Genomic DNA, 24,344 nt, shown 5'->3' on the forward strand with positions numbered 1-24,344 from the left:
GCGTGCGCCTCTCACACCATCGGTCCCACGAGCAGCCATTGCCACGACTCCTTTCCGAACACGGTCTGTTCCCCGCCCGTCGAGCCGATCTCGACGGGCGTTCCGCCCGGGCCGATGGGGGTCCCTCCCTGCTCGAGCGCAGTCGAGAGCTTGGGGGAGGTGCCGGTCTCCGGGTCGTAGGGGGCCACGAACGCGGCCTGGTCGGCGCTGTACCGGCCGGTCGTCGCGCCGGGCGCGTTCTGCGCTCCGCGTACTGAGGTCTTGCTGCCGCGCGGCACCGTGCAGTGGGCGTCGGTGTTCGCAGGGCGCGTGCCGGTGTCGGCGGGGTCGCGCCGCTGGGTGCCGTAGCCCTGGGTGCACGCGGGAGGGTCGTCGGCGTTCACGGTCAGCCCGAAGTGGGTGGTGCCGTCGCCGGGGACGACCGTGTAGCTGCCCGCGACAGTGAGCGGGAGCGTGACCAGGGCCTGTTCGACGCCGGGCAGCCGGGCCACGGTGATCTGGCCGCCGCTGATGAGGTTGGTCAGCAGGACCGGCACGTGCGGCCGAGTGGATTTCAGCAGGGAGTCGATCTCCTGCGCGGCGGGCGCGGTGGTACCGATCAGTCGGCGCAGATCACCGTCGCTCGACTTCAACTGTTCGGTGAGCGCGGCAAGATCGCGGGAGAACGACTTGATGGTCGAGCCCTGGTCGGCCTGCGTCTTGAGCACCTTCCGCGAGTCCTCGATCAGCGAGACCGTCTGGGGGAGCGACTCGGATGCCGCCTCCACCAGCGCGTCGCCGGAGTCGACCAGCCGGCTCAGGTTCGGTCCGGTGCCGGCGAACGCCTTGCCCAGCTCGTCGACGGTGACCCGCAGATCGTCCTTGCCGACCGAGTTGACCAGCCGGTCGAGGCTGAGGACCAGGTCGGTGACCGGCAGCGGGGTCCGGGTGCGGCTGCGCGGGATCGGGCTGCCGTCCATGAGGTACGGCCCGCCCGACCGCCGTGGCTGGAGGTCGACGTACTGCTCGCCCACCGCCGAACGGTCGGCGACCACCGCGAGCGTGTCGGCCGGGATCCTCGGGGCGCCGTCCTCGATCTTCAGCGCCACCGAGACCCCGGACCCGGTCAGCTGCAGATCGCCCACGCGGCCCACCGGCACCCCCCGGTAGGTGACCTCGGCGCCGGGGAAGACGCCCCCGGACTCGGCGAAGTCGGCGCGCACGATGTAACCGCGGTGCAGGACGTCGTCCACCAGGCCCGTGTAGCGAGCGCCGACGTACGACACCCCGAGGGCGGTGACGGTCGCGAAGGCGAGCAGCTGGGCCTTGACCGTACGTGTGATCACGGCAGTATCCCCTTCAGCATCAGCTCGGCGAGGCCGGGATCGACCCCCGGCGGGAGGCGACGCGAGCCGTGTCCGGTGCCGTAAGCAGCGGTGCACACCGGCGGGCACAGCAGGGTGCTGCCGTCGGAGGGCGTCGAGGGCACGGCGGGCGCGGAAGGCACGGCGGGGGTGCCCGGCAGGGTCGGGGTGGAGGGGAGAGGGGTGGGCGTGGGGACGTCGGGAAGACGCGGTGTCCCGGGTGCCGGGGACTTCCCGCCCTTGCCAGGCTTGCCGGCGAGGCCGGCGTAGAGCTCCGCCAGGTCGAGGTCGGCGGTGATCTTCAGGTTGACGTAGTCGCCCTTGACGGCGTCCGCAGCATTGCGCGGGAACGGGTAAGTGGTGAGGAGTTCAAGGGAGTTGGGCAGGTCGTCGCCGGCCTTGTTCAGCTGCTGCAGGATGGGCCGGAGTCTCTTCAGGTTGGCGACGGCGTCGTCGTGGGAGGCGTTCACCACCTTGGTGCCGGTCTTGCCGAGCCTGGAGAGAGCGGTGAGCATCCTCGTCAGGTCCTTGCGCTGGTCGGCGACGGCCTTCAGAGCGGGCGGCATGGTGTCGACGGCCAGGGCGATCGTCTTCTTCTCCTTCTTCAGCCGCTTTGCGAGCCGGTCGACGCCCTTCAACGCGCGCACGATCTCCGCCCGCTGGTCGTCGAGGCCGCCGAGGAAGGTGTCGAGCTGCTTCAGCAGGGACCTGACCCGGTCCTCGCGACCGCCGAGGGCCTTGTTCAACTCGACGGTGATCGTCTTCAGTTGGGCCACCCCGCCGCCGTTGAGCAGCGCGGACAGGGCCGACAGCACCTCCTCGACCTCCGGGTTGCGGCCGCTGCGGGACAGTGGGATGCGGTCGCCGTCGCGGAGCCGTCCGACGGGCCGTGTGCCGGCCGGTCGGGACAGGGCGACGTACTTCTCGCCGAGCATGCTGGTCTGCCTCAGATCGGCGACCGCGTTGCCGGGCAGCTTCACCGAGTCGGCGATCCTGAGCCGCACGCGGGCGTGCCAGCCGTCCAGTTCCACCTTCTCGACCGCGCCGACGGTGACGTTGTTGACCTTGACCGCCGACTGCGGCACCAGGTCCAGGACGTCCCGGAACTCGGCGGTGACGTGGTAGGCGTGACCGTCCGAGGCGGCGCCGCCGGGGAGCGGGACGTCGTACCAGCCGTTGAACTCGCAGCCGGTCAGCAGCAGCGAGCCGACCGCCGTCCAGGCGGCCACCCGCCCCTTGTGCCGCACGCTCATGCCGGTGCCCCCAGAATTCCGCCGAGGGTCTTGTCGACCGTGCCCGCCGACGCCGGGGCCGACGGAACCTTGGGCAGGGAGTCGAAGAGCTTCTTGAGCCCGGCGCAGTTGTCGTGGTCGTCGCCGGTCGTTTTCAGGATCGAGCAGAGAAGGGATGACGGATCCTGCGGGGCTTGGGCGTTGTTGCGGGTGTCGAGGGTGCCGGCGGCGGGGTTGTAGGCGTTCTGCAGGTTCGACAGGCCCGAGGGGGCGACGGTCAACAGCTCCTCCAGAGCGTCCCGTTGGGTGACGAGGACCTTGGTGACCTTGGCCAGGCCCTTCACGTCCGAGGTCAGCGCCTTCTTGTTGCCCTTCACGAAGCCGGACACGTCGCCGAGTGCGGTGGCCAGGTACTTCAGTGCGGCCGCGAGGTCCTTGCGCTCCCCGGCGAGCTGCCCGGCGACGTCGGCGAGGTCGGTGTTGAACGACCGCACGCTGGTGTCGTCCGCCGCCAGCGCGGCCGTGAACACCTGAAGGTTCCGCACGGTCTCGAACAGGTCGCCGCGCCCGTCGGACAGCGTGGTGACCGCCTGGGACAGGTCCTCCACCGTCTGGTTGAGGTTCTCGCCCTGCCCCTGGAGGTTGTCCGCGCTCACTCCGAGGAGCCGGGACAGCGAGCCCTTCTTGTCGGCACCGTTCGGGCCGAGCGCCTCGGAGGTGGTGTGCAGGCTGTCGAAGATCCGGTCCAGCTCGACGGGGACGGCCGTACGGGACTCGGGGATGACGTCTCCGTCCCGCAGCACCGCGCCCTTGTGGTACACCGGCAGCAGCTGTACGTAACGGTCGCTGACCACCGAGGAGTTGATGATGGCGGCCTGTGCGTCGGCGGGGACCTTGCGGCCCTGGTCGTATTCCAGGTCCACCCGCACCCGGTCGCCCTCCGGCGTGATCTTTCTGACCTCGCCGATGCGGACGCCGAGGACGCGGACGTCGGAACCGGGATAGATGCCGACGGTGCGCGGGAAGTACGCCGTGACGCGGACGGGGCCGGGGCCCGGCCACAGGACGACGGCGAGGCCGACGACGATCGCGAGCGCGGTGAACAGGCCCAGGAGTCTGCGGGTCATCGGGTGCCTCCGGTTCGTGGTGTGACCGGGGCGGCGACCAGGTTCTGGACGTAGGAGTCGAACCAGCGGCCGTTGCCGAGGGTGTTGGTGAAGAGCCGTACGTAGGGGGCGAGGAGCCGGACGCTGCGATCGAGGCTCGCCTGGTTGCGTTCGAGCATCTTCAGGAAGGTGTTGAGGTTCTTCAGTGCGGGCCCGATCTCCTTGCTGTTGTCGTCGACCAGGCCGGACAGCTCGATGCCCAGCAGTGCGGAGCTCTTGAGCAGCTTGTGGATCGCCGTGCGGCGCTTGCCGATCTCCTTGAACAGGGCGTCACCGTCCTTCACCAGCGCCGAGAAGTCCTTCGTGTGACCGGCCAGCACCTCGGTGACTCCGTCGGCATGGTCGAGGAGCCCGCGCAGCGCCTTGTCACGGGCGGCGACGGTCCGGGAGATCCGCGACAGCCCCTTGATCGACGCCCGCACCTCCTCGGGGGATTCCTGGAAGGTGACGGAGACCGTGTCCAGTGCCTTCGCGAGCCGGTCCGTGTCGACCTCCTCGGTGGTGGTCGTCAGGTCGCTGAAGGCCTGGACGACGTCGTACGCCGACACGGTCCGCCGGAGCGGGATCTCGCTTCCCGGCTTCAACCGGCCGGGCCCCTTGGGGTACAGGGCCAGGTACTTCGCGCCGAGGATCGTCTTGACGCGGATCGACGCACCCGTGTCGGTACCGAACGCCGGGTGGCCCTTCACTTTGAAGGTCACCTTGACGTGGTCGCCGGCAAGGTCGACGCCCTCGACCTTGCCGACCTTGACCCCGGCGATCCGTACCTCGTCGCCGGGCTTGAGCCCGCCGGCCTCGGAGAAGGCCGCGCTGTAGGTGTCGCCGCCGCCGATCAGCGGCAAACGGTCGGCGTTGAAGGCGGCGACGGTGAGCAGCGCGAGGACGGTGAGGCCGACGGCGCCGACCACGACCGGGTTGCGCTCGCGGAAGGGCTTCAGACGCGGGCGCTCGAGCCGGATCCTGGGCAGCTTGGGCGGCAGAACCCGGACCTTCACGAGGGGTTCGGGTCGGGGTTTGCGCTTCGGCAGCAGCCTGGGGAGTTTCGGCAGCTTGGGCGGCAGAACCCGGACCTTCACGAGGGGTTCGGGTCGGGGCTTGCGCTTCGGCAGCAGCCTGGGAAGTCTCGGCAGCTCGGGCGGCAGGACCCGGACCCTCACCAGCGGCTCTGGACGGCGGACAGGGCGCCGCCTGATGCGCACGCTCATCCACCACACCTCGCCCGTGCCACGTGCAGCTCCGGGGTGATCACCCGCTTGGTCTTCGGCAGCACGATCCGGCCGTCGAAGTCGCAGAGGTAGAAGTTGAACCACGAGCCGTACGAGGCGGTCTCCGTCAGCTTCTCGAGCTTGTTCGGCAGCCGCTTCAGCACGCCCTCCACGGTGTTCTCGTTCTTGTTCAGCGTTCCGGTGAGATCGCCGAGCCCGGCGATGTCGTCCTTCAGCGGGGGACGCGCGTCCTTCAGCAGCCCCGACGTGACGTCCGTGAGGTCGCCGATGCTCACCAGCGACTCCCCGATGGGCCTGCGGTCGGCGGACAGCCCCGAGACCACCCGGCGCAGCTGCGTGAGCAGCCCGGAGAAGCGGGAGCCGCGCTTGTCGAGCGTCTCCAGGACGGTGTTGAGGTTGTCGACCACCGATCCGATCAGCTTGTCGCGGTCGGCGAGAGTGCTGGTGAGCGAGGCCGTGTGCGCGAGCAGGCTGTTCACCGTGCCGCCCTCGCCCTGGAGGGTCCGGACGATCTCGGTGGCGAGCTGGTTGACGTCACTCGGACTGAGCGCGGCGAACAGCGGCTTGAAGCCGTTCAGCAGCGCGTTGAGGTCCAGCGCCGGCTGGGTCCGGGACAGCGGAATGGTGCCGCCCGGCCGCAGCCGGGCGGTGACGTCGCCCGTGCCCTCGGTGAGCGCGATGTATCGCTGCCCGACCAGGTTGCGGTAGCGGACGACCGCGTGGGTTCGGGCGAGCAGGGGCCGGTCCGCGCTGACGGTGAACGTGACCTCCGCCAGGGTCCGGTCCTTGATCCGGATGCCCTCGACCTGCCCTACCCGCACTCCGGCCACCCGGATGTCGTCGCCGCTCTCCAGTCCGGTGACGTCGGTGAACACCGCGTGATAGGTGTCCTTGGGGGTGAAAGAGACATTGACGATGGTGGCGGCGAGCAGTGCCGTCGCCGCGATCGTGACCAGCGCGAAGAGACTGAACTTGACCAGCGGGGCGGCGATCTGCCGGGATCCTGACCTGCTCATGCGACACTCACCGCCGTCCCGCGCGCGAGCGGTCCGAACAGCAGGGTCGCCACGGGCGGCACCTGGTCCGAGGGAACGCCCATGACGGGGGCCACGAGCGAGCCGACGGCCCGCTGCTCGGCCCGGGTGCCGGACACGTCGACACCTGCGGGGAGTGCGCCGCCGGAACCGCCGGCCGACGTGCCGTCGTCGAGGTGGGGCTTCGGCCCGGGCACCTGCGGATGCGGCAGGCCACGGCAGTTCGGGCCGGACCGCTCGCCGTACACCGGCTCCTCACCGGGCCGGTACGCCCCCTGCGGCCGGACGACCTCCAGGGTGATCCGCATCTCGCCGCCCCGGAACGCGTCTTCCGAGGCCTTCTCCTGCCGGACGAGGCCCTGGAACAGGCACGGGTACTCCGGGGAGTAGCGGGCGAACAGCTCCAGCGTGGGGCGGGAGACCCGGCCCAGGGTGATCAGCCGGTCGCCGTTCTCTGACAGGAAGTCGTTCGCCGTGCCCGCCACGGAGGCGGTCGCGCGCAGAGCCGAGGCCAACCGGTCCCTCTTCTCGACGATGGTTCGGCTGGTGGTGACCGTGTTGCGCAGGATCCGCATCAGGTCGGGCGCGGCGTCGCCGTACACCTCGGCGACGTCCGCGAACCGCGTGATGTCCTTCTTGAGGGAGGGCATGTGCGGGTTGATGCGGCGTAGATAGCCCTCGACCCGGACGAGGTTGTCGCCGATCCGGTCGCCGCGGCCCTCCAGAGCGGTGGCGAACGCCGAGAGCGTGGCGTTGAGTTCGCCCGGCCGGACCGTGCGCAGCAGCGGCAGCAGATCGTTCATCAGCTGCTGTACCTCGATGCCGGCCTTCGTGCGGTCCTGGGTGATGACGTCGCCCGCACGGATGGGCCGAGCCGACGCGTGCGCCGCGCCGGCGGGAGCGACGAGATCGACGTACTTCTCGCCGAACAGCGTCTTGGGCAGCAGCCGCGCGTGCACGTCCGAGGGGATGTCCGCGACGTACTGCGGCTTGAGCGCGATGTCGAGCGTGGCCTTCGTCCCGTCCGCGTGCACCTCCCGGACCTCGCCGACCAGCAGCCCGCGCAGCTTGACGTCGGCGCGTGGATCGAGCTGGTTGCCGAGGGTGTCGGCCTGCAGCGTGATGCGCACGACCGGCGTGAACGCCTGCTTGTAGACGGCCACGGCCAGCGACAGCAGCAGCGCGAGCACGGAGAGGAACGCGATGCCGTACAGCCTGAGTCTCGTTCTGTGCATGCGCACCGTCCTCACCCCGCTATCCGTACGGTCGTGTTGGCGCCCCAGATCGCGAGGCTGAGGAAGAAGTCCAGGACGTTGATGGCGACGATCGAGGTCCGCACCGCCCGGCCCACCGCGACGCCGACACCGGCCGGGCCGCCGCTCGCGTGGTAGCCGTAGTAGCAGTGCACCAGGATGATCAGCAGGGCGAAGACGATCACCTTGCCGAAGGACCAGAACACGTCGACGGGTGGCAGGTACTGGTGGAAGTAGTGGTCGTACGTGCCGGTCGACTGTCCGTAGTAGCCGGTGGTGATGGTGCGGGCGGCCAGGTACGAGGACAGCAGCCCGATCACGTACAGCGGGATCACCGCGACGAAGCCGGCGATCATCCGCGTCGTCACCAGGAACGGCAGCGACGGGACGCCCATCACCTCCAGCGCGTCGGTCTCCTCGCTGATCCGCATCGCACCGAGCTGCGCGGTGAACCCGGCGCCGACCGTCGCGGACAGGGCGAGTCCGGCCACCAGCGGGGCGATCTCCCGGGTGTTGAAGTACGCCGACAGGAACGCCACGAAGTTGGAGGTGCCGAGCTGGTTGAGGGCCGCGTAGCCCTGGAGGCCGACCTCGGTGCCGGTGAAGAAGGACAGGAACGCGATCACGCCGACCGTGCCGCCGACGACGGCGAGCGCGCCGCGTCCGAAGCTCACCTCGGCGAGCAGCCGGAGGATCTCCTTCTTGTAGCGGCGCAGGGTGCGGCCCGTCCAAGCCAAGGAGCGTCCGTAGAAGGACAGTTGGGAGCCCAGCTCTTCGAGTGAGCGCAAGGGGCGATCGAGGAGGTCTCGCGGTCTCATCGGCTACCCCCTCTGCGGGACGATCTGGAAGTACACGGCGGTCATCACGAAGTTGGTCACGAACAGCAACATGAAGGTGATCACCACGGACTGGTTGACGGCATCGCCCACGCCCTTCGGACCGCCCCGCGCCGTCAGCCCCTTGTACGAGGCGACGATCGCCGCGATGGCTCCGAACACCAGCGCCTTGATCTCCGCCGCCCACAGGTCGGACAGCTGGGCGAGGGTGGTGAAGGACGCCAGGTAGGCGCCGGGCGTGCCGTGCTGGAGGACGACGTTGAAGAAGTAGCCGCCCGCGACACCGACCACCGAGACCAGGCCGTTGAGCAGCACGGCCACGACCATCGATGCCAGCACCCGCGGTACGACGAGCCGGTGGATCGGGTCGATGCCGAGCACCTGCATCGCGTCGATCTCGTCCCGGATCTTGCGCGCCCCGAGGTCGGCGCAGATCGCCGTGCCACCCGCGCCCGCGATCAGCAGCGCGGTGACGATCGGCGAGGCCTCCCGCAGCACGGCGAGCACGGACGCGGCACCGGAGAAGGACTGCGCGCCCAACTGTCTGGTCAGACTGCCGATCTGCAGCGCGATGACCGCCCCGAAGGGGATCGAGACCAGAGCCGTCGGCAGGATCGTGACGCTCGCGACGAACCACGCCTGCTGGATGAACTCCCTCGCCTGGAAAGGTCGTCGAGGCAGGGACCGGACGACGTCCAGAGCCATCGCGAAGAGGTTGCCCGAGTGCCGGAGCGCACCCGTAGGGGAGAGCCTCATGCGCTCGTCACCCCCGTCCCGTGCAGCTCTGACTCGCGTCTCGCGATCGCCTCCCAGCGCGGCGGGCGGGCGATGCCGGGGCCGGGGAGCAGGCGGGGAGTCAGCGCGTCGGTCGGGCCGCCCTCGTCGATCTGGGCCAACTCCTGCTCGACCTGGGCCGCGTCCTTCTCCTCCGCCATGCCGATCGGCCCCTGCATCCGGCCGTTCAGGAACTGCCGTACGACGGGCTCGTCACTGGCCAGCAGTTCCTCGCGGGGCCCGAACATCACCAGCTCGCGCCGGAACAGCAGCCCGATGTTGTCCGGGACCTGGCGGGCCGAGGCGATGTCGTGGGTGACGATCAGGAAGGTCGCGTCGATCTGTGCGTTGAGGTCGACGATGAGCTGGTTGAGGTAGGCCACGCGCACCGGGTCCAGGCCCGAGTCCGGCTCGTCGAACAGGATGATCTCCGGGTCGAGCACCAGGGCCCGGGCGAGCCCGGCCCGCTTGCGCATACCGCCGGAGATCTCGCCGGGCAGTTTCCCCTCGGCGCCGATCAGCCCGACCATGTCCATCTTTTCGAGGACGATCCGCTTGATCTCGCTCTCGGACTTGCGGGTGTGCTCGCGCAGCGGGAAGGCGATGTTGTCGTAGAGGTTCATCGAGCCGAACAGCGCGCCGTCCTGGAACAGCACGCCGAACAGCTTCCGGACCTCGTACAGGTCGTGCTCGCGCAGGCGGGTGATGTCCTGGCCTGCGACCTTCACCGAGCCCCGCTCCGGCTTCAGCAGCCCCACGAGCGTCTTGAGGAAGACCGACTTGCCCGTCCCCGAGGGGCCGAGCATCACCGAGACCTCCCCGGCGGGCAGCGTCAGCGAGACGTCCTGCCAGATGACCTGGTGGCCGAAGGACTTGGTGAGCCCTTCCACACAGATCTCGACACCCATCCGGTTACACCCTTCGCCTGTGGAGCAGCTCCGACATCTGCTCTACGGGGAGGGGAGGGGCGTCCGTCGCGGCGGACGAAGATTTTTTGCGGACGCGTGTCCGGGGGCTACGGCAGCTTCGGCGACGGCGTGCCCGAAAGCGTCCTCGGGGCGGGGACGGAGAGCGGAGCGGCCGGCACGGCCGAGGCCGGGGGAAGCGACGGGACCGACGAGGCGGCCGGCCTCGTGGTCAGGCCCGGCACCTTCGGCACCTCGGGTACCTGTGGGATCTGCGGCGCCGACAGCTCCGGGAGCGGGGACGCGGGCACGTCCGGCAGGGACGGCACGTGCACCGGCAGGGAAGGCACGTGCACCGGCAGGGACGTTCTGCCGGTGGGCGAGGGTGTCTGTCCCAAGGCCGTGGGCGCCGGGGGCGAGGGGGTGGGCGTTCCGGGGGCGCGCCCCCGGCCCGTGGCCTCGCTGCCCAGGACCTGCGCGTCGCTGGACACGGCCGGCCGCGGCGTCGGACCGGTCCCGTTTCCGCCCGCGTCGAGCGCGTACGGCAGCACGAATCCCGCCACCGCCAGGGTCACCGCCGTCGAGGTGGCCACGACCGCCTGGGCATTGCCGCCCCCGCGCAGCCGCCCGCGCCCGACCAGGAACAGCACCAGCCCGAGCGTCCCGGCCAGCGAGGCGCGCAGCGTCCGCCGGGCCCGGGCGAGCAGCGACTCGACGGTCCGGTAGCTGAGGCCCATCCGCACCGCGACCTGGCTCACGTCGAGATCCTCGGACCTCAGCCGAAGCGCCTCCGCCTGCCGGGCGGGCAGCTCACCGCTGCGCACGGCCAGCCACTTCGCCTCGGCCCGGTCGCACACCGCCTCCTCGACGGGGACCGGGCCCGGCGCGACGAGTGTGGGGCGGCTGCCCACCTCGGCCTCGCGGTTGACCTGCCGGTGCCGGTCGACGCACAGGCGCATCGTCACCGTCGTCAGCCAGGCGCCGAGCCGCTCGTCGTCGAGGTCCGGGCGCTCCGCGGCCCGCAGTATCGCCTCGTGCACGGCGTCCTCGGCGTCCTCCTGGCTCATGGATCGCCGCCGGGCCACCTTGAGCAACTGCTCGCGATGGCTCCACATGCGCTGCCAACGCTCGTCGGAGGCCGCTGTGTCCGCAGGTATGTCCGTCGCCATGAGGGCCCCTTCGCACTCACCCGCCGGTTCTGTGCTTCCGGCGGGTGGCGACATTACCGCCGGGTAGTGGCAGTTGTGGAGGGGGAGACGCCCATCGTGTTCCAGCCGTTGCCGGTGGTCAGCGGACCGCCACGGGCAGTACGCCGCCGCTGGACAGCGTGAGGGTCGGTCCGGGGACGGGAACCAGCGGCGTGCCGGACTCCTTCGGGACGCCGGCCTTGGGGGACGGGCCGGTGGAGGGTGAGGTGGGCGGCGTCGACGACGTGCGCGAAGGACCAGGGCCTGGCTTCCGATCGTCCGACGGCTTCGGCGACGAGGGCTTCGGCCTCTTCGGGCGGGACGGCTCCGGCCGGTCCGAACGGGATCCGCCGGACGCGTCCGGCACCACGCGGTGTCCGGTCAGGTAGTACGCGTACCACGCCTTGACGGTGCGCAGATAGGCGTCCGAGTGGTTGTAGCCCAGGATCGCCCGGTCCAGGTCGGCGGGGTTCGACAGGTCCCGGCCGCCCGCGCACAGGTAGCGGCCGGCGGCGAGCGCGGCGTCGTGGACGTTGTTCGGGTCCGTGCGTCCGTCGCCGTTGCCGTCCGCTCCCCAGCGGGCCCAGGTGGACGGGATGAACTGCATCGGGCCGATCGCGCGGTCGTACGCCGCGTCCCCGTCGTATGCGCCGCCGTCGGTGTCCTCCACGACGGCGAAGGCGCCGCCGGTCAGCCGCGGGCCGAGGATGGGCGTCACGGTCGTACCGTCCCGGGTCACTCGGCCGCTCCGTGCCTGCCCGGACTCCACCTGGCCGATCGCGGCCAGCAACTGCCAGCGCAGCCGGCAGCGTGGCGCGCTGCGCGCCAGCTCCTCCTCGGCGCGCCGGTACGCGGCGAACACACTCGCGGGCAGGGCGCCGCCGACCGTCACTCCCCGTGCCGAGCCCTTCTTCCGCGTCCGCAGCGGGGGAAGACCGGTGCGGTACGGAGTGCCGCCGGACACGCCGAGGTCGTGCTCGGCGTGTTCCGCCCTGTGCGCGGCCTCCGCGGCCTCGGCCGAGACCGCCCTCGGCGCCTGCGACGCGGTCAGCACGGCCATCGCCGCCGCCGCGACCGCCGTACCCCTGGCACCCCTCAGCGCCGCCCCCTTGAGTGCACGCCCTATCACTGTGCAGTCCCCTCCGTGGGTGAATCCGTCGTCTGCTCTACGCGGCCGGAGGGCGGGTCCGTCGCACGGAATCGCGGGGATCGGGCGGGCGCCTCTTCGGGAGATCGGTACCGGTCGGGCGGAGCACGCCCGTGTCACGACCCCTGGGACGCCGAAGGGCCGGCCCTGGAGGAAACTCCTCCTGAGCCGGCCCTTTGTTCTGTGCCCCCGGCAGGATTCGAACCTGCGACACCCGCTTTGTCCCGGCAGTGCCCACTGCGACGTGCCACCGGCGCCCACGCCATGAGGGTCAGGGGGCTGATGATGATCCGCTGCCGCCTCCCACGGCACCGCCGGCGGATCGGATCAGTGCCCGGGCTTCGTCTTCCAGGCGGCGGGTGATGGGTGCGTCGCGGATGCCGTGCTCGCGGAGGTGTGTGGCGAGGTTTCCCGGGAAGTCGGAGCCCGCGAGGACGTGTCCTGTCACGTCGACCGGGATTCCTTCGCTCAGCCTTTCCCGGGTGAAGCGGGCGTCGTCGAGGACGTGGCTGATCCGGGCCTGCAGTTCGGCGCGCGCGTCTTCAGGCAGCCCTGCACGCATGCGTTGGCGCAGGAGCAACACCCTTGCCGCCTCCGCCCGCGCGCAGAACATCCTCCGCGCATTCGGCGGCCCCGACGATACGCAACCGCCTGATGCCAGCCCACGCCGAGAACTGCCGTCACCAAGCGCCGGCCTGACACCTCGAAGGCCCCCGGGCACCGCCGTCTGGGGAACCAACCGAGACTTGCGGCGCCACGGGGCCAGGATCTTCGAGGAGAACCGCTACCGCTGGCCGGTCTCGTGGTCGATGCGCGTCGTTCACCCTCGGGACCTTGGGCTTCCTGGTCCACCTCGTCGGCGTGTTCGGCCTCGAAGACAGCCGGCGGAAGGGGGTGCCTTGACGGGTGGTCGGTCGACTGGAAGAAATGGGTCGGGTCCATTACCTCCAAGAGACCCGATCCACTTCCGAGAAGGGACGTCACCGGATGTCCGGCCGTTCCCATGTCCCGAGAATTTCCTGGTTACGACTTTTTCCCCTAGGCGGCAGCCGTCGGCTCAGCGGTCTGATCGCCGCCGGTCTCACGATCGTTCTGGTCGTGTGCGGCCTGCTGGCCGTGCCCTCGCAGGCGAGTGCCGCCGAACCCGACCCGCCGCGGGCGCTGCCGCAGAACGCCACCGACAACGATGCGAAGTGGCAGCCTGCCCTGGATTACGACACGGACAGCTGCTACAACGTGCCGGCGATCGGGCCGGCCGGCACCATCGTCCAGGGCCTCGACCACAACAACACGTCCGGTTCGGCGGATTGCCTTGACCAGTCCGACCTGGACACGGTGAGGAAGCCGACAGTCTGCGGGTTCCGACGTTCGACCGCGACGAGATGAACCGCACGTGGGACGACCGCAGCCGGTGCAGTGGCGCGGCTGCGGTGCTCGGCCGGGACGGGGAGCCCGGTGCACGGCCACGGGCATGCCGCACCCCGCTTTGGGGCGTGGGCCGTTCAGGGTTGCTCGGCGGCCACCTTCCGCAGCCAGCGGCGAGTCTGGCGCCGGTTGGCCAGCAGGATCACATCGGCTCGGCTGGCGGCGTACTCCTCGATCTTCGCCATCACCCGGGGTCGCATCTTGCGGCGGTGGCCCCGTGTCCGATTCTGTGGCGTTCGGTCTGACCACCAGGTCGGATGGGCCGCGTGCCAGGCAATCCAGATGTCGACGCGGAGGTGTCCTCGGACGGGAACGGAGTGGCTGTTGTCACGGGCCCACGAGCGTGCTCGGGCGACGGTCGGCTTCCCTGTATGAGGTTTCTGGATGGGAGAAGTGTCGTCCTGTGGCGTGGAGCCCCGGGTGACAGGGGATTCGGTGGCGGAACGGGTTGTGAAGCCTCGGCGCACCAGAACGCGGCGTCGATAGTGGTGGCGCATGCTCTCCAGGCAGGAAACTCCCACGTCGACGCGGTCATAGACCTCGCCGCCGGTCCTCCGGAGCCTCTGGTCCACCCGTCAGATCAGAGATGCTTTGAGAGATCGATCTTCAGCCACGCCGAGGCAGAGGTGACAAGCATCTTCAGCGCATCTGCCACGGAAACCGAGCCATTGTGGCTGACGATGTGCAGTCCAAGACCGTCTTCCATGGCCAACAAGCCTTCCGCAAGAGCGCGCGCAGACTGATCCGAACGGAACACCTTGGCGGCCAGCCCGCTGTCGACGATGCTCTCGTAGAGCATGACCTCCCGGTCCCAGAGCGACGTCATCAGCGCGGCGTGCTGCTTGCTTCGCGCGGCGAGACCGTGCAACTCGTACAGCATGCCGCAGATCTGATCGTCGGGGTCGGAAGGGAGTCCCGACTCGAAGGCCCGGATGAGTCGCCGGGCCGGGTCCACCACCCGCGACAAGGCCTGCATGCGGTGGTCGACGTATCGGTTGACCAGCGCCCGGTGCACGTCATACACCAGGTCGTCCGTCTCCGGGTAGTGATAGAGCACTGAGCCGGGCGACATACCGGCCCTGGCCGCGATTTCACGGATGGTGAGAGCGGACAGCCCCAGCTCCGCGATGCACTCCTCGGCCGCCACGACCAATTGCCTCTTGCGTTCTTCTGAACGAACCCGACGTGACATAAGTGGTTCCTCTCGACAGCGACGGGTCACCAGGCGTACCCCCAGGCATCGACGCCGCGCCAGGATACCGGCACCTGCCTGACATCAGGCTCTTCGATGAGTCACCATACTGCACAGATGTTCAACAAATTTGGAGTCCCGGATCGATGCAACGAACGACCGGGGTGGGTGTCCGAAGTGACTCGCGGGCTCTTCAAGTTGCCATGACTCGCCAGGTCAGGGCCTAATCTGGCGCCAACTTTGGTGCACTGTACCCGCACCGCCAGCGGATCACCCTTGACACTCGACTGGCAATTCATGAACGCTAGATCAAATCTTGAGCGGGACGATTCGCCCGGTCAGGTCGAGGGCTCTGCCGGATGCAGTGCTGCGGCAGCTTGTTGCCGCGGCGCGACTGGGGACAAGGGGGAGAAGGCGGAACATGGGTGACGAAAGGATCCTGGGGCAGCTGACCAAAGATCGGCTCATGGAGGAGGCGGTCAACAGTACCGGGCTGTCCGACTTCGGTGAGTCCGGCTTCGGGGAGGGGCTTGAAGTCCTGCTCGAATCGCTGCACAAGACGGTCGATGACCTGAGCTCATACGGCAGAACGTGCGCGCGCGGCATGCCTCTTGGTGCCCTGGAAAATCGGCTGCACCTCACGGAGAACGCCCGGATACACCCGGACATCGAGCGGACCGCCGTCCAAGAACCGATCTTCATTCTGGGACTGCCCCGGAGCGGGACCACGCTGCTCCACAACCTGCTGGCCCTTCACCCGGCCCTGCGCGCCCCCCTGTTCTGGGAGCTCCAGTCACCGGCGACTCCCAGGGGGGAGGAAGAGGAAGATCTCATCCGGAAGTGCCGGGCAGGGCTGGACGTGCAGCATGAGAAGACCCCGGGCTTCCGCTCCATTCATATGCAGGCCGCCGAGGGGCCGGAGGAGTGCACCTGGCTCCTCATGAACGAGCTGCGCAGCTTCCTCTTCGTGTTCTGTTTCGACGTGCCGGAGTACGCGCAGTGGCTCGCGTCCGCCGACATGGAGCAGGCGTTCCGGTCCCACCGGTCGCAACTCCAGCACATCCTGTGGCGACGTCCCGGGGGGACCCTCGTCCTCAAGGACCCTTACCACGCGCTGTATCTCGACGCGATCAACAAGGTGTACGGCGACGCGCGGTTCATCTATCTCCACCGGGATCCCGCCGAGGTGCTCGGCTCGCTCTGCAGTCTCACCGAAAGTGTCCGCAAACTGACGTACGAGAACCAGTCGGTTCACACCTACGGCGCGCGACTGGCCGCGCTGATCAAGCAGTTGCTTGTCGCCCAGCAGGAGTTCCGGCAGGCGCACCGGCTCGACGGCCGAGCCCTGGACATCAGCTACACCACACTTGCGGCCGACCCGGTCGCCACTGCGTGCTCGATCCTGGAGTTCCTGAAACTCGACGTCACCGCCGACATCGAGAATCGGCTCAGGGGGTACGTCGAGGAATTCCACCAGCACAAGTACGGAGTTCACCGGTACTCACTCGACAGGTTCTGCGCGGACGAGGCGGCGATCGTGCGGGATCTGCGGGACGTGGCGGCCGGGGATCCAGCCGGGCATGCCTGGTGAGCCGCAGCGGCTTCCCTTATCGGCTGATCGCCACCGATCTCGACGGGACGCTGCTGCAGTCCGACGACACCGTCTCGGACCGTACGCGCGCCGCCCTCGCCGCTGCCGTGGAGGCGGGCGCGGCGCACATCGTGGTCACCGGGCGGTCCGTGCCGTGGACCCGGCCCATCCTCGAGTATCTGGACTACCGGGGCATAGCGGTGTGCGGACAGGGCGCGCAGGTCTTCCACGCGGGCGAACAAAGGCTGATCACCTCGGTCACGCTCGACCGGGATGTCGCCGAGCTGGCCCTGTCGAAGATCGAGGCCGAGATCGGCCCCCTGGCCCTGGCCGTGAGCCGGGACGGGCTCGACGGCGAGGTGATCGCTGCGCCGGACTACCGCAAGCCCGGCGAGGGGGAGGAAACGGCGCACCCGCTGCCGTACGTCGCCATGAAAGAGCCGTCGGATTTCTGGGCGGCGCCGCTGACCAAGGTCTACATCCAGCATGTGCGGCTCGGCGACGACGAACTCGCCGAGGTGGCGCGGCGGGTCGCCGGCGACCTGGTGGGGGTGATGATGGCGGGCGAGGGGGTCGTGGAGCTGCTGCCGCTGGGCCTCACCAAGGCGACGGGGCTCGCGTTGGCCGCGGACCGGCTCGGGGTGCGGGCCACAGAAGCGATCGCCTTCGGTGACATGCCGAACGACACCCCGATGTTCGAGTGGGCGGCATACGGGGTGGCCATGGAGAACGCGCACAGCGAGCTGAAGGCCGTCGCGGACGCGGTCACGGCGTCACATGACGCGGACGGGATCGCGCTCGTGCTCGAGCGGTTGCTCGCGGGCTGAGACACCTGGGGAAGCGCTGGCCCTTCCGCCGCGCGACACGCACGGCGGAAGGGTGCTTTCGCATGCCTGGGGGAAGGGCGCTCCTGCTTGATCCTGGAGCAGAATTTTGAGCACATGTTCAATCTTTCGTGCGGCGTCATCCATGCCCAAACACGCCGGATGGACCACTCCATCCTCAAAGTACTTCGATAAACCCGCAGGTCAGAGGTCTAGCTGAGACCCTGACCTCGTCGATCTGCTCCGCTTGCACCGGAATCTCGTTGACAGTCGATCTGGTTTGATGAACACTCGTGCAAGATCGAGCTGATGAAGAACTCGCCCACCTGCGTGCCGCACACCCACACCCGTGCGGCCCCATGAGGCGGCGAGTGCGAGTGCCGTCAGTGTCCGACGTGGCCGTTCCGGGGGGATTCATGGCGCCTGAACTCATCTGTCGACAGACGCGGCGGACATCTCTGTGATGGTCATGCTGCTCCGCGTTTTCAAGGCATTTGTTCGTATCAAGGGACTTCGATGACTGACTTTCCACCAGTTCCCGTCCTCGACTGGGCCACCGCCCCGACCGAGGCGCGAGAGCGCCTGTTCAGACCTGCCCGCCCGGCCGATACCGGCGCCGATGACAGCTTGCTGGCCGGTATCCAGCAGCTGATCGAGGATGTCCGTACGCGGGGCGACTCAGCTCTGCTGCAGGCGTTGAAGCAGTTCGACCGCATCGAGCTGTCGCCCGATCAGATCCGCATCAGCGCAGCCGAGTTCGAGGCAGCCAAGGCCGCCCTGGACCCGGCGACGACGGAGGCGATCCGCGTCGCGATCGCCCAGGTCAGAGCCTTTAGCGAGAGGGAACTGGAGCACGCCTCCTGGCAGGAGCGCGGGGACGGGACGCTGCTCGGCGTCACGGCCCGGCCGCTGGACAGCGTGGGACTCTTCGTCCCCTGCGGCAAGGGCTCCTTCCCCTCGGTCCTGGTGCAGATCGCCACTCCCGCCGTCGTGGCGGGAGTGCCGCGCATCGCCGTCGCGGTGCCACCCATCGCCGGGACCTCGGGCGAGGTGGACCCAGCGGTCCTCGTCGCCGCGCAGGAGCTCGGCATCGACGAGGTCTACCGCGTCAACGGACCTGCCGGCATCGCGGCGCTGGCGTACGGCACCGACACTGTCCCGCGTGTCGACAAGATCGTGGGCCCGGGCAGTCCGGCCGTCGCCCTCACCCAGCGTGAAGTGCAGCGCAGCGGCTGCCTGGTGGAGGTCGGCTACGGGCCCAGCGACTCCCTGATCGTCTGCGACGGCACGGCCGACCCTGCGCTCCTGGCCGCCGATCTGCTCAACGAGGCCGAGCACGGCATGGATTCCTCCGCCGTACTCCTGGGTACGGAAGCGGCCGTCCTGGCACGGACCGCCGAAGAAGTGACCCGGCAAGGGGCACTGCTGCCCGAACCGCGCCGCCAGTACACGCGCAGTGCCATCCACGACAACGGGGGCATCGTCCTGGTGCCGTCGCTGTCCCAGGCCATGGACATCGCCAACGACTACGCGCCCGAGCACCTCCAACTGGCCGTGCAGGACCCCGAGTCGCTGCTGCCGCTCGTCCGGCACGCCGGCACCGTCCTGCTCGGGCAGTGGACCACCTTCGCCGCGTCGAACTTCGCGATCGGGACCCCCGCCACGCTGCCCACGACGGGATTCGCCCGCATCACCAGCGGAGTCACCACGGCGACCTACGTCAAGCGCATCGCCGTGGCAGCGCTGGACCGCGCCGCGTTCGCCCGACTCGCGCCGACTGTGACCGCTCTCGCCGTACACGAGGGATTTCCCGCCCACGCCGCTTCTGTGACGATCCGCCAGGAGGGATCGTGACCCCCAAGCCGAGCATCCTCCTTCTCGGATGGCGCGCTCCCTACATCCGAATCGCCCGTGAACTCGGGCTGCGAACCGTCGTGCTGTACCCGCCAGGCCAGCTGGATGGCGGCCTGGTGGACCCGTCGGAAGCCGACCAGTCGATGCTGGTGGAACAACTCGCCAGTGTCGAACACGTGCTGCGGGCCCTGGCCCGACTCGACATCTCCGGGTGCGTCGCGGTGCACACCCAGGAGGAGTGGGCACTGGCCTGCGCGGGGCTCGTGGCCGAGCACCTCGGCGTCCGCGGGCCCGACGCCGAGGTCATGTGCCGCTTCCGCGACAAGGCGCTCCAAAAGGACCACCTGACCGCGGCGGGCTTCGACATTCCCGGCCACCTCGAGATCCCGGACATCCTCAACCCCGAAGTTCCCTCCCGGGTGGCGGAGTTCGGCTTCCCGACCGTGCTCAAGCCGATCGCGGGCGCGGGCACCTCGATCACCGTACTCACCCGCGATGTCGCCGACGTCGAGCGGGCGCAGACCGAGGCGCGCGGCCACCGTGCGACGCCGGAGGTACTCGGGCGCCGCACCTTCATCGCCGAGACCTTCGTCGCCGGCCGGGAATGGCACCTGGACGGCTATGTGCAGGGCGGTGAACTGCAGTTCCTCGCCGTCTCGGAGTACGGGGTGAACCCGCTCGACACCCGGCACGGATCGCTGCTGTGGAGCCGGTGCCTGGACCCCGACCGCGAGAAGTGGGCCTACCAGCTGGGCCACGATCTGGCCGAGCGCAGCCTAAAGGTGCTGGGCCTGAAAGAGGGCGTGTTCCACCTGGAGGCCTTCCACCAGGAAGGGCCCGATCGACTCGTGTTCGGCGAGTGCGGAGCACGGCTCGGCGGCGCCATGGTCTACGAGGCCGTCCTGCGAAAGTTCGGCGTCGACCTCTACCGGGCCGGTGTCGAGATCGCCGCCGGTCTCGACGTGACGCCCCCGGGTCCGGCGAGCGAGGACGAGGTCGCCTGGACCTATCTGACGGCAGACCCCGGGAAGCTCACGTCCCGCCCCACCGAGGACGAGGTGCTGGCACAGCCGGGCGTCACGGACTTCCGCTACCTCGTGGGCCCTGACGACAAGGTCCCGGACACCACCGTCTGGACCGCCGCCCGCCTGGCGGACGCCGTCCTCGTCGCCCCCACCGGCGACGAACTCGACGCACAACTGCGGGAACTGCGCGACTGGTTCAGCAGCGCGGTCGTCACCCGACAAGAGCCGCCCCTGCCCGCGTCCAACCCCCAGGAGCACATAGCCCGTGCGTGAATTCCCGAGTCTTGTTCCCTTCAAAGCCGGCCCCCACGCCCTCGATCCGGCGGGCGTGGAGCGCCTGGCACTGAGCGAGAGCCCGTTCGGCGCCTCGCCCAACGCCCTGGCCGCCGCCCGCGCCGAAGTCGAGCGGATCAACCACTATCCGAACTCCGACACCGAGCCGCTGCGCGGTGCGATCGCCGACCACTACGGGGTTCCCGCCGACTGGGTCCTGGTGGGCAACGGCGCGGACGAGCTGATTCTGCTCACCGTCCTGGCGACCTGCGCCGCGGGCGGCACCGGGGTCACCACGGAGCGCACCTTCGCCGGCTACACCGCCGCCTTCGAGACCGCAGGCCTCAAGCCGCGGCTCGTTCCGCTGGACGAGTCAGGACCCGACCTCGACGCACTGGCCGACCAGGCCCGCACCGCGGACATCACGATCGTCTGCAACCCGCACAACCCGCTCGGGCGCGCCCTGGACAGCGACGAGATACGCCGCCTGCACCAGGCCACCGTGGAGGGCAACGGCGTACTGGTCCTGGACGAGGCATACGGCGAGTTCGCATCGCCCGAGGCCTTCGCCTCCGGGCTGGCCCTTGTCCCGGACACCGACAACGTCGTGGTGCTGCGCACCTTCTCCAAGGCGTACGGCCTCGCAGGGCTGCGCTGCGGATACGCGATCGGCAACCCACGCGTCATCGACAACATGGCCCGGCTGCGCACAGTCCTGCCCTACAACGTCAACCGAGTCGCCATCGCCGCGGCGACGGCCGCTCTGCGGGACCAGGACCATCTGCGGCACGTCGTGCGCGACTCCACGCGCTCCCGCACCCTGCTGGCCGAGGGCCTGGCCACGCACGGCATCGCCTGTGTGCCCTCGCAGGCCAACTTCGTCCTGGCGGAAGTCGGCCCGCAGCGCGAGGAGTTCGTGGCCCGGCTCGCGTCGGAGCACGGGATCCAGGTGCGCGACGGCCGGACCCTCGGCTTCGACCGGCACGTGCGCATCGGTGTGTGTCGTCCCGACACGGTGCCCCAGGTCGTCACCGCCGTCGTGGACGTGCACGGCCGGCTCACCACCCCTGTGGGGGTGCGGTGACCAAGCAGACCGGTGCGGCCGCTGTCGCCTCCGTCCTCGCCCAGGCAGGAATCCGACGCGCGTTCGGGATCCCCGGCCAGCGCATCCTCCCGCTGTTCCACGAGTTGGCCAACGAGCACGGCATCCCCGTCGTCCTGACCCGCCATGAGCAGGGCGCCGCGTTCATGGCGGACATGCACGCCCGACTCGGCGGAATCGGCTGCTGTCTGGCGACCTCAGGACCCGGCGCCATCAACCTGCTGACCGGCCTCGCCGCCTCCTACATGGACAGCGTTCCCGTCATCGCCCTCACCGCCCAGGCGGCGACCCACGAGTTCGGCCGGTACGGCATCCAGGAGGGCACCGGAATCGGCCGGACGCCCGACATCCGCGCGATGTTCGCGTCGACCACCAAGGGAAGCTTCCAGCCGACCTCGGTCGAGCAGCTGATCCCGGACCTCACCGCCGCCCTGCACCTGGCGACCGAAGGACGCCCTGGGCCTGTCCACGTCGACATCCCCAGCGACCTGCTGCTCGACCTGGTACCCGAACAGAGCGTGCCCGCCCCGGCCGAGACCTCGGCGGCCCCGGCATGCGTACGCGCCACCGACGACGACCTCCGGGCCCTCGACGCGGCCGTACGACGGGCCGAGCGGCCCCTGCTGCTGATCGGCAACGGCGTGGCACGCAGCGGCGCCCTGGACGATGCCCTGGCCCTGGCGCGGTCCCGGGACATGGCCGTGGCCGGCACCTTCCTCGCCAAGTCGGTGCTCGACGAGACCGACCCGCGCATCCTGGGTCCCGTCGGTGTGTTCGGCACCCGCGCCGCGAACGAGGCCTTCCACCACGAGGCGGACCTGGTCGTCGCCCTCGGCGTCGCCTTCACCTACCTCACCACCGCGGGCTGGCCCGACACCCTGCGCGGCGACCGCGTCGTGCGGGTCAATAACGACCGACGCGAACTCGACGCCAACGCCGACTTCGGCCGGGGCATCCTGGGCGACGCGGCGGATGTCGTACGCCGGCTCGCCGCACTCCCCGCGGACGCCGCCGCCGGCGGCCTCGCCTGGGCCGCCGACATGCGCGAGCGGTTCCCCGACGAGTTCGAGGCGAGTCCGGACGGCGCCCTGCACCCGGTCACCGTCTGCGCGACGCTCAACCGCCATCTCGATCAGCGCACCACGGTCGTCGCCGACATCGGCCAGAACGCGTACTGGGTCGAGCGCCACCTGCGCACCCGCGGCGACAACCGGTTCATCATCAACGGCGGGCTGGGCACCATGGGCCACGCCGTCGCCGGAGCGGCCGGCGCGTGGCTGGCCCGGGCCGACGCGCAGCCAGGCGAACGCGTGATCTGCGTGTGCGGCGACGGCGGCTTCATGATGGGCGCCCTGGAGATCTCCACGGCCGTCGCGGAACAGGCCGACATCACCTGGGTCATCTTCAACAACGGCACCCTCGGCACCCAACGCGCCTGGTTCGAACGAGAAGGCCATCCGGTCGTCGCCGCCGACCTGCCGCCCACCGACCATGTGCTCCTGGCCCGCTCCCTGGGCGCGCACGCCGAAACGGTCCGCAGCGCCGACGAACTCGACGCCGCGCTGCGCGTCGCCCGCGCCACCGGTGGGCCCAGCGTCCTCGACGTCCTCATCGATCCTCGTCCCGCCCCGGAGGCCTACCAGTCGTGACCGCTTTCGACGTCCTCACGGACACCGACCCGGATTTCCTCGAGCGTCTGACCGACCTCGGCGCCGCCGCCGAACTCGCCTCCGAGGCCGTGCGCCAGGACCTGCAGAAGCTCTACGACGACGTACGCGAGCGGGGCGAGGCAGCGGTCGTCGACGCCACCGCACGCTTCGACGGTGTCACCGTCCAGGAGCCGCTCGTCATCCCTGCCGACATCGTCGACAAGCGCGCCGAACAGGTCGCTCCCGAACTCGCCGCCAGTCTGCGGGCCAGCATGGACGCCCACCGCCAGGTCAATGAGGCGTTCCTCGCGCCGGCTGCGGAGGTACCGGTTGCCGACGGGATCACCACCCGCCTCGAGCGCCGTCCCGTCAGCAGCACGTGCCTGTACGTGCCGGGCGGACAGGAACGCTATCCCTCCACCCTCGCGGGCCTCGCCATGGCGGCGAAGGTGGCCGGGGTGGACCGCGTCACCGCCGTGCTGCCGCCCGAGCGGGACGGACTGCCCGACCCGGCCGCCTGCTGGATCGCCCGCAGCGCGGGGATCGACCACCTCATCGCCGCCAACGGCCCCACCACGCTCGCCGCGATCGCGCTCGGTGTGCCCACGCTGCCCGCCGCGGAGCTCATCGTCGGGCCCGGGGGCCCGCACGTCGTGGCGGCACAGCAGCTCGCGGGGCTCCACGGCATCGCCGTGGGACCGCAGTTCGGCCCGACCGACTGCACCGTCCTCGCGGACGACACGGCCGATCCAGGGCTGCTGGCGGCCGATCTGCTGACCGAGTCCGAGCACGGGCACGCCCCCCGCTTGGTCCTCATCACCTGGCAGCCGCACGTCGCCGAGGCGTTTGCCACGCAGATCGAGGCCGACGCGGAGGCCACGGCCATCTGGCAACGGTGCGGCACTACCGTGCTCTGCCGGGACGAGGCAGCCGCCGTCCACGCCGCCAACACCCTCGGCGGGGAACAGATCCAGCTGGCCGTCTCCGCCGAGCGGGCCGAGGAACTCCTGCCGTCCGTCACGGCGTTCTCCGCGATCCAGGTAGGCCAGCGCACGGGCATCTCGGCCGCCTACATGACCGGCGCCCCCGGCTGCCTGCCCACCGGGCGATCCGCACGGTCCCACTCGGCCGTCACCGCAGAGACCTTCCGCCGCACCCTGGTGATCTCCCGCATCGGCACTCCCGCCCAAGAGCGCCTCTCTCAGCTCATCGACCCACTCGCGGCCTACGAGGGGTTCCCCCGTCACGCGTACTCCCAGCGCCTGCGCGTCCCCGCCGCCGTTCCGACCGACAACTGAAGGAACCT

Annotated in this window: 21 protein-coding genes; 8 read left to right on the forward strand and 13 right to left on the reverse strand. The window is 69.8% G+C overall.

From position 1 onward, the window contains the following. Positions 1-11: 11 nt before the first annotated feature. The 12 genes from ACSYGO_RS45685 to ACSYGO_RS45740 form a co-directional block, all read right to left on the reverse strand. Positions 12-1,325 (reverse strand): MCE family protein, encoded by a 1,314-nt coding sequence (locus ACSYGO_RS45685; protein ID WP_460390383.1) that lies wholly within the window; start codon positions 1,323-1,325, stop codon positions 12-14. Continuing rightward, a complete protein-coding gene (locus ACSYGO_RS45690) occupies positions 1,322-2,596 on the reverse strand; it encodes an MCE family protein (RefSeq protein WP_460390384.1) in 1,275 nt (424 codons plus the stop codon). Before ACSYGO_RS45690 ends, ACSYGO_RS45685 begins: the two co-directional genes overlap by 4 nt. Beyond that, positions 2,593-3,702 carry an MCE family protein gene (locus ACSYGO_RS45695; protein ID WP_460390385.1) on the reverse strand — a complete coding sequence of 370 codons (1,110 nt, stop codon included), beginning with the start codon at positions 3,700-3,702 and terminating at the stop codon, positions 2,593-2,595. Before ACSYGO_RS45695 ends, ACSYGO_RS45690 begins: the two co-directional genes overlap by 4 nt. After that, on the reverse strand, positions 3,699-4,709 hold the full coding sequence (locus ACSYGO_RS45700) for an MCE family protein (RefSeq protein WP_460390441.1): 1,011 nt from the start codon (positions 4,707-4,709) through the stop codon (positions 3,699-3,701). Before ACSYGO_RS45700 ends, ACSYGO_RS45695 begins: the two co-directional genes overlap by 4 nt. Before the next feature lie 233 nt (positions 4,710-4,942). Further along, positions 4,943-5,983: an MCE family protein gene (locus ACSYGO_RS45705; protein ID WP_460390386.1), complete on the reverse strand. Its 1,041-nt coding sequence runs from the start codon at positions 5,981-5,983 to the stop codon at positions 4,943-4,945. Further along, positions 5,980-7,236 (reverse strand): MCE family protein, encoded by a 1,257-nt coding sequence (locus ACSYGO_RS45710; protein WP_460390387.1) that lies wholly within the window; start codon positions 7,234-7,236, stop codon positions 5,980-5,982. Before ACSYGO_RS45710 ends, ACSYGO_RS45705 begins: the two co-directional genes overlap by 4 nt. Positions 7,237-7,247: 11 nt before the next feature. Further along, entirely contained in the window at positions 7,248-8,072 is an 825-nt protein-coding gene (locus ACSYGO_RS45715; protein WP_426678869.1) for an MlaE family ABC transporter permease, read from the reverse strand. A 3-nt stretch (positions 8,073-8,075) separates the two neighbouring features. Next, entirely contained in the window at positions 8,076-8,846 is a 771-nt protein-coding gene (locus ACSYGO_RS45720) for an MlaE family ABC transporter permease (RefSeq protein ID WP_460390388.1), read from the reverse strand. After that, positions 8,843-9,772 (reverse strand): ABC transporter ATP-binding protein, encoded by a 930-nt coding sequence (locus ACSYGO_RS45725; RefSeq protein ID WP_460390389.1) that lies wholly within the window; start codon positions 9,770-9,772, stop codon positions 8,843-8,845. The genes ACSYGO_RS45720 and ACSYGO_RS45725 overlap by 4 nt, the downstream gene beginning before the upstream one ends. A 107-nt stretch (positions 9,773-9,879) precedes the next feature. Continuing rightward, positions 9,880-10,938: an RNA polymerase sigma factor gene (locus ACSYGO_RS45730; RefSeq protein WP_460390390.1), complete on the reverse strand. Its 1,059-nt coding sequence runs from the start codon at positions 10,936-10,938 to the stop codon at positions 9,880-9,882. A gap of 118 nt (positions 10,939-11,056) precedes the next feature. Continuing rightward, positions 11,057-12,085 (reverse strand): lytic transglycosylase domain-containing protein, encoded by a 1,029-nt coding sequence (locus ACSYGO_RS45735; RefSeq protein WP_460390391.1) that lies wholly within the window; start codon positions 12,083-12,085, stop codon positions 11,057-11,059. Between the two features lie 289 nt (positions 12,086-12,374). Next, positions 12,375-12,665: a hypothetical protein gene (locus ACSYGO_RS45740; protein ID WP_460390392.1), complete on the reverse strand. Its 291-nt coding sequence runs from the start codon at positions 12,663-12,665 to the stop codon at positions 12,375-12,377. 425 nt (positions 12,666-13,090) lie between these two features. Between ACSYGO_RS45740 and ACSYGO_RS45745 the strand changes: the two genes are divergently transcribed. Then, positions 13,091-13,489 (forward strand): NPP1 family protein, encoded by a 399-nt coding sequence (locus ACSYGO_RS45745; RefSeq protein WP_460390393.1) that lies wholly within the window; start codon positions 13,091-13,093, stop codon positions 13,487-13,489. A gap of 619 nt (positions 13,490-14,108) precedes the next feature. On the opposite strand, the gene ACSYGO_RS45750 is transcribed toward ACSYGO_RS45745, so the two are convergent. After that, positions 14,109-14,675 carry a TetR/AcrR family transcriptional regulator gene (locus ACSYGO_RS45750; protein WP_426678861.1) on the reverse strand — a complete coding sequence of 189 codons (567 nt, stop codon included), beginning with the start codon at positions 14,673-14,675 and terminating at the stop codon, positions 14,109-14,111. A gap of 466 nt (positions 14,676-15,141) precedes the next feature. Between ACSYGO_RS45750 and ACSYGO_RS45755 the strand changes: the two genes are divergently transcribed. From ACSYGO_RS45755 to hisD (ACSYGO_RS45785), 7 genes are all read left to right on the forward strand, one after another. Next, positions 15,142-16,311, forward strand: a complete 1,170-nt coding sequence (locus ACSYGO_RS45755; protein ID WP_460390394.1) for a sulfotransferase family protein — start codon at positions 15,142-15,144, stop codon at positions 16,309-16,311. Beyond that, a complete protein-coding gene (locus ACSYGO_RS45760) occupies positions 16,308-17,138 on the forward strand; it encodes an HAD family hydrolase (protein ID WP_460390395.1) in 831 nt (276 codons plus the stop codon). The genes ACSYGO_RS45755 and ACSYGO_RS45760 overlap by 4 nt, the downstream gene beginning before the upstream one ends. 513 nt (positions 17,139-17,651) lie before the next feature. Then, complete coding sequence (gene hisD, locus ACSYGO_RS45765) at positions 17,652-18,989, forward strand: histidinol dehydrogenase (protein ID WP_426678858.1); 1,338 nt, start codon at positions 17,652-17,654, stop codon at positions 18,987-18,989. Beyond that, positions 18,986-20,287, forward strand: a complete 1,302-nt coding sequence (locus tag ACSYGO_RS45770) for an ATP-grasp domain-containing protein (RefSeq protein WP_432175604.1) — start codon at positions 18,986-18,988, stop codon at positions 20,285-20,287. Before hisD (ACSYGO_RS45765) ends, ACSYGO_RS45770 begins: the two co-directional genes overlap by 4 nt. Beyond that, a complete protein-coding gene (locus ACSYGO_RS45775; protein ID WP_426678856.1) occupies positions 20,280-21,371 on the forward strand; it encodes a pyridoxal phosphate-dependent aminotransferase in 1,092 nt (363 codons plus the stop codon). Before ACSYGO_RS45770 ends, ACSYGO_RS45775 begins: the two co-directional genes overlap by 8 nt. Further along, positions 21,368-23,038 carry a thiamine pyrophosphate-binding protein gene (locus ACSYGO_RS45780; RefSeq protein ID WP_460390396.1) on the forward strand — a complete coding sequence of 557 codons (1,671 nt, stop codon included), beginning with the start codon at positions 21,368-21,370 and terminating at the stop codon, positions 23,036-23,038. Before ACSYGO_RS45775 ends, ACSYGO_RS45780 begins: the two co-directional genes overlap by 4 nt. Then, a complete protein-coding gene (gene hisD / locus ACSYGO_RS45785; RefSeq protein WP_432187895.1) occupies positions 23,035-24,336 on the forward strand; it encodes a histidinol dehydrogenase in 1,302 nt (433 codons plus the stop codon). Before ACSYGO_RS45780 ends, hisD (ACSYGO_RS45785) begins: the two co-directional genes overlap by 4 nt. Positions 24,337-24,344: the final 8 nt, after the last annotated feature.

Source organism: Streptomyces krungchingensis (genome assembly GCF_054729265.1).

Coding starts and splice junctions, on each gene's coding strand:
- ACSYGO_RS45690 (WP_460390384.1), bottom strand. CDS start 2,596: ATGAGCGTGCGGCACAAGGGGCGGGTGGCCGCCTGGACGGCGGTCGGC.
- ACSYGO_RS45695 (WP_460390385.1), bottom strand. CDS start 3,702: ATGACCCGCAGACTCCTGGGCCTGTTCACCGCGCTCGCGATCGTCGTC.
- ACSYGO_RS45705 (WP_460390386.1), bottom strand. CDS start 5,983: ATGAGCAGGTCAGGATCCCGGCAGATCGCCGCCCCGCTGGTCAAGTTC.
- ACSYGO_RS45710 (WP_460390387.1), bottom strand. CDS start 7,236: ATGCACAGAACGAGACTCAGGCTGTACGGCATCGCGTTCCTCTCCGTG.
- ACSYGO_RS45715 (WP_426678869.1), bottom strand. CDS start 8,072: ATGAGACCGCGAGACCTCCTCGATCGCCCCTTGCGCTCACTCGAAGAG.
- ACSYGO_RS45720 (WP_460390388.1), bottom strand. CDS start 8,846: ATGAGGCTCTCCCCTACGGGTGCGCTCCGGCACTCGGGCAACCTCTTC.
- ACSYGO_RS45725 (WP_460390389.1), bottom strand. CDS start 9,772: ATGGGTGTCGAGATCTGTGTGGAAGGGCTCACCAAGTCCTTCGGCCAC.
- ACSYGO_RS45730 (WP_460390390.1), bottom strand. CDS start 10,938: ATGGCGACGGACATACCTGCGGACACAGCGGCCTCCGACGAGCGTTGG.
- ACSYGO_RS45740 (WP_460390392.1), bottom strand. CDS start 12,665: ATGCGTGCAGGGCTGCCTGAAGACGCGCGCGCCGAACTGCAGGCCCGG.
- ACSYGO_RS45745 (WP_460390393.1), top strand. CDS start 13,091: ATGTCCGGCCGTTCCCATGTCCCGAGAATTTCCTGGTTACGACTTTTT.
- ACSYGO_RS45755 (WP_460390394.1), top strand. CDS start 15,142: ATGGGTGACGAAAGGATCCTGGGGCAGCTGACCAAAGATCGGCTCATG.
- hisD (WP_426678858.1), top strand. CDS start 17,652: ATGACTGACTTTCCACCAGTTCCCGTCCTCGACTGGGCCACCGCCCCG.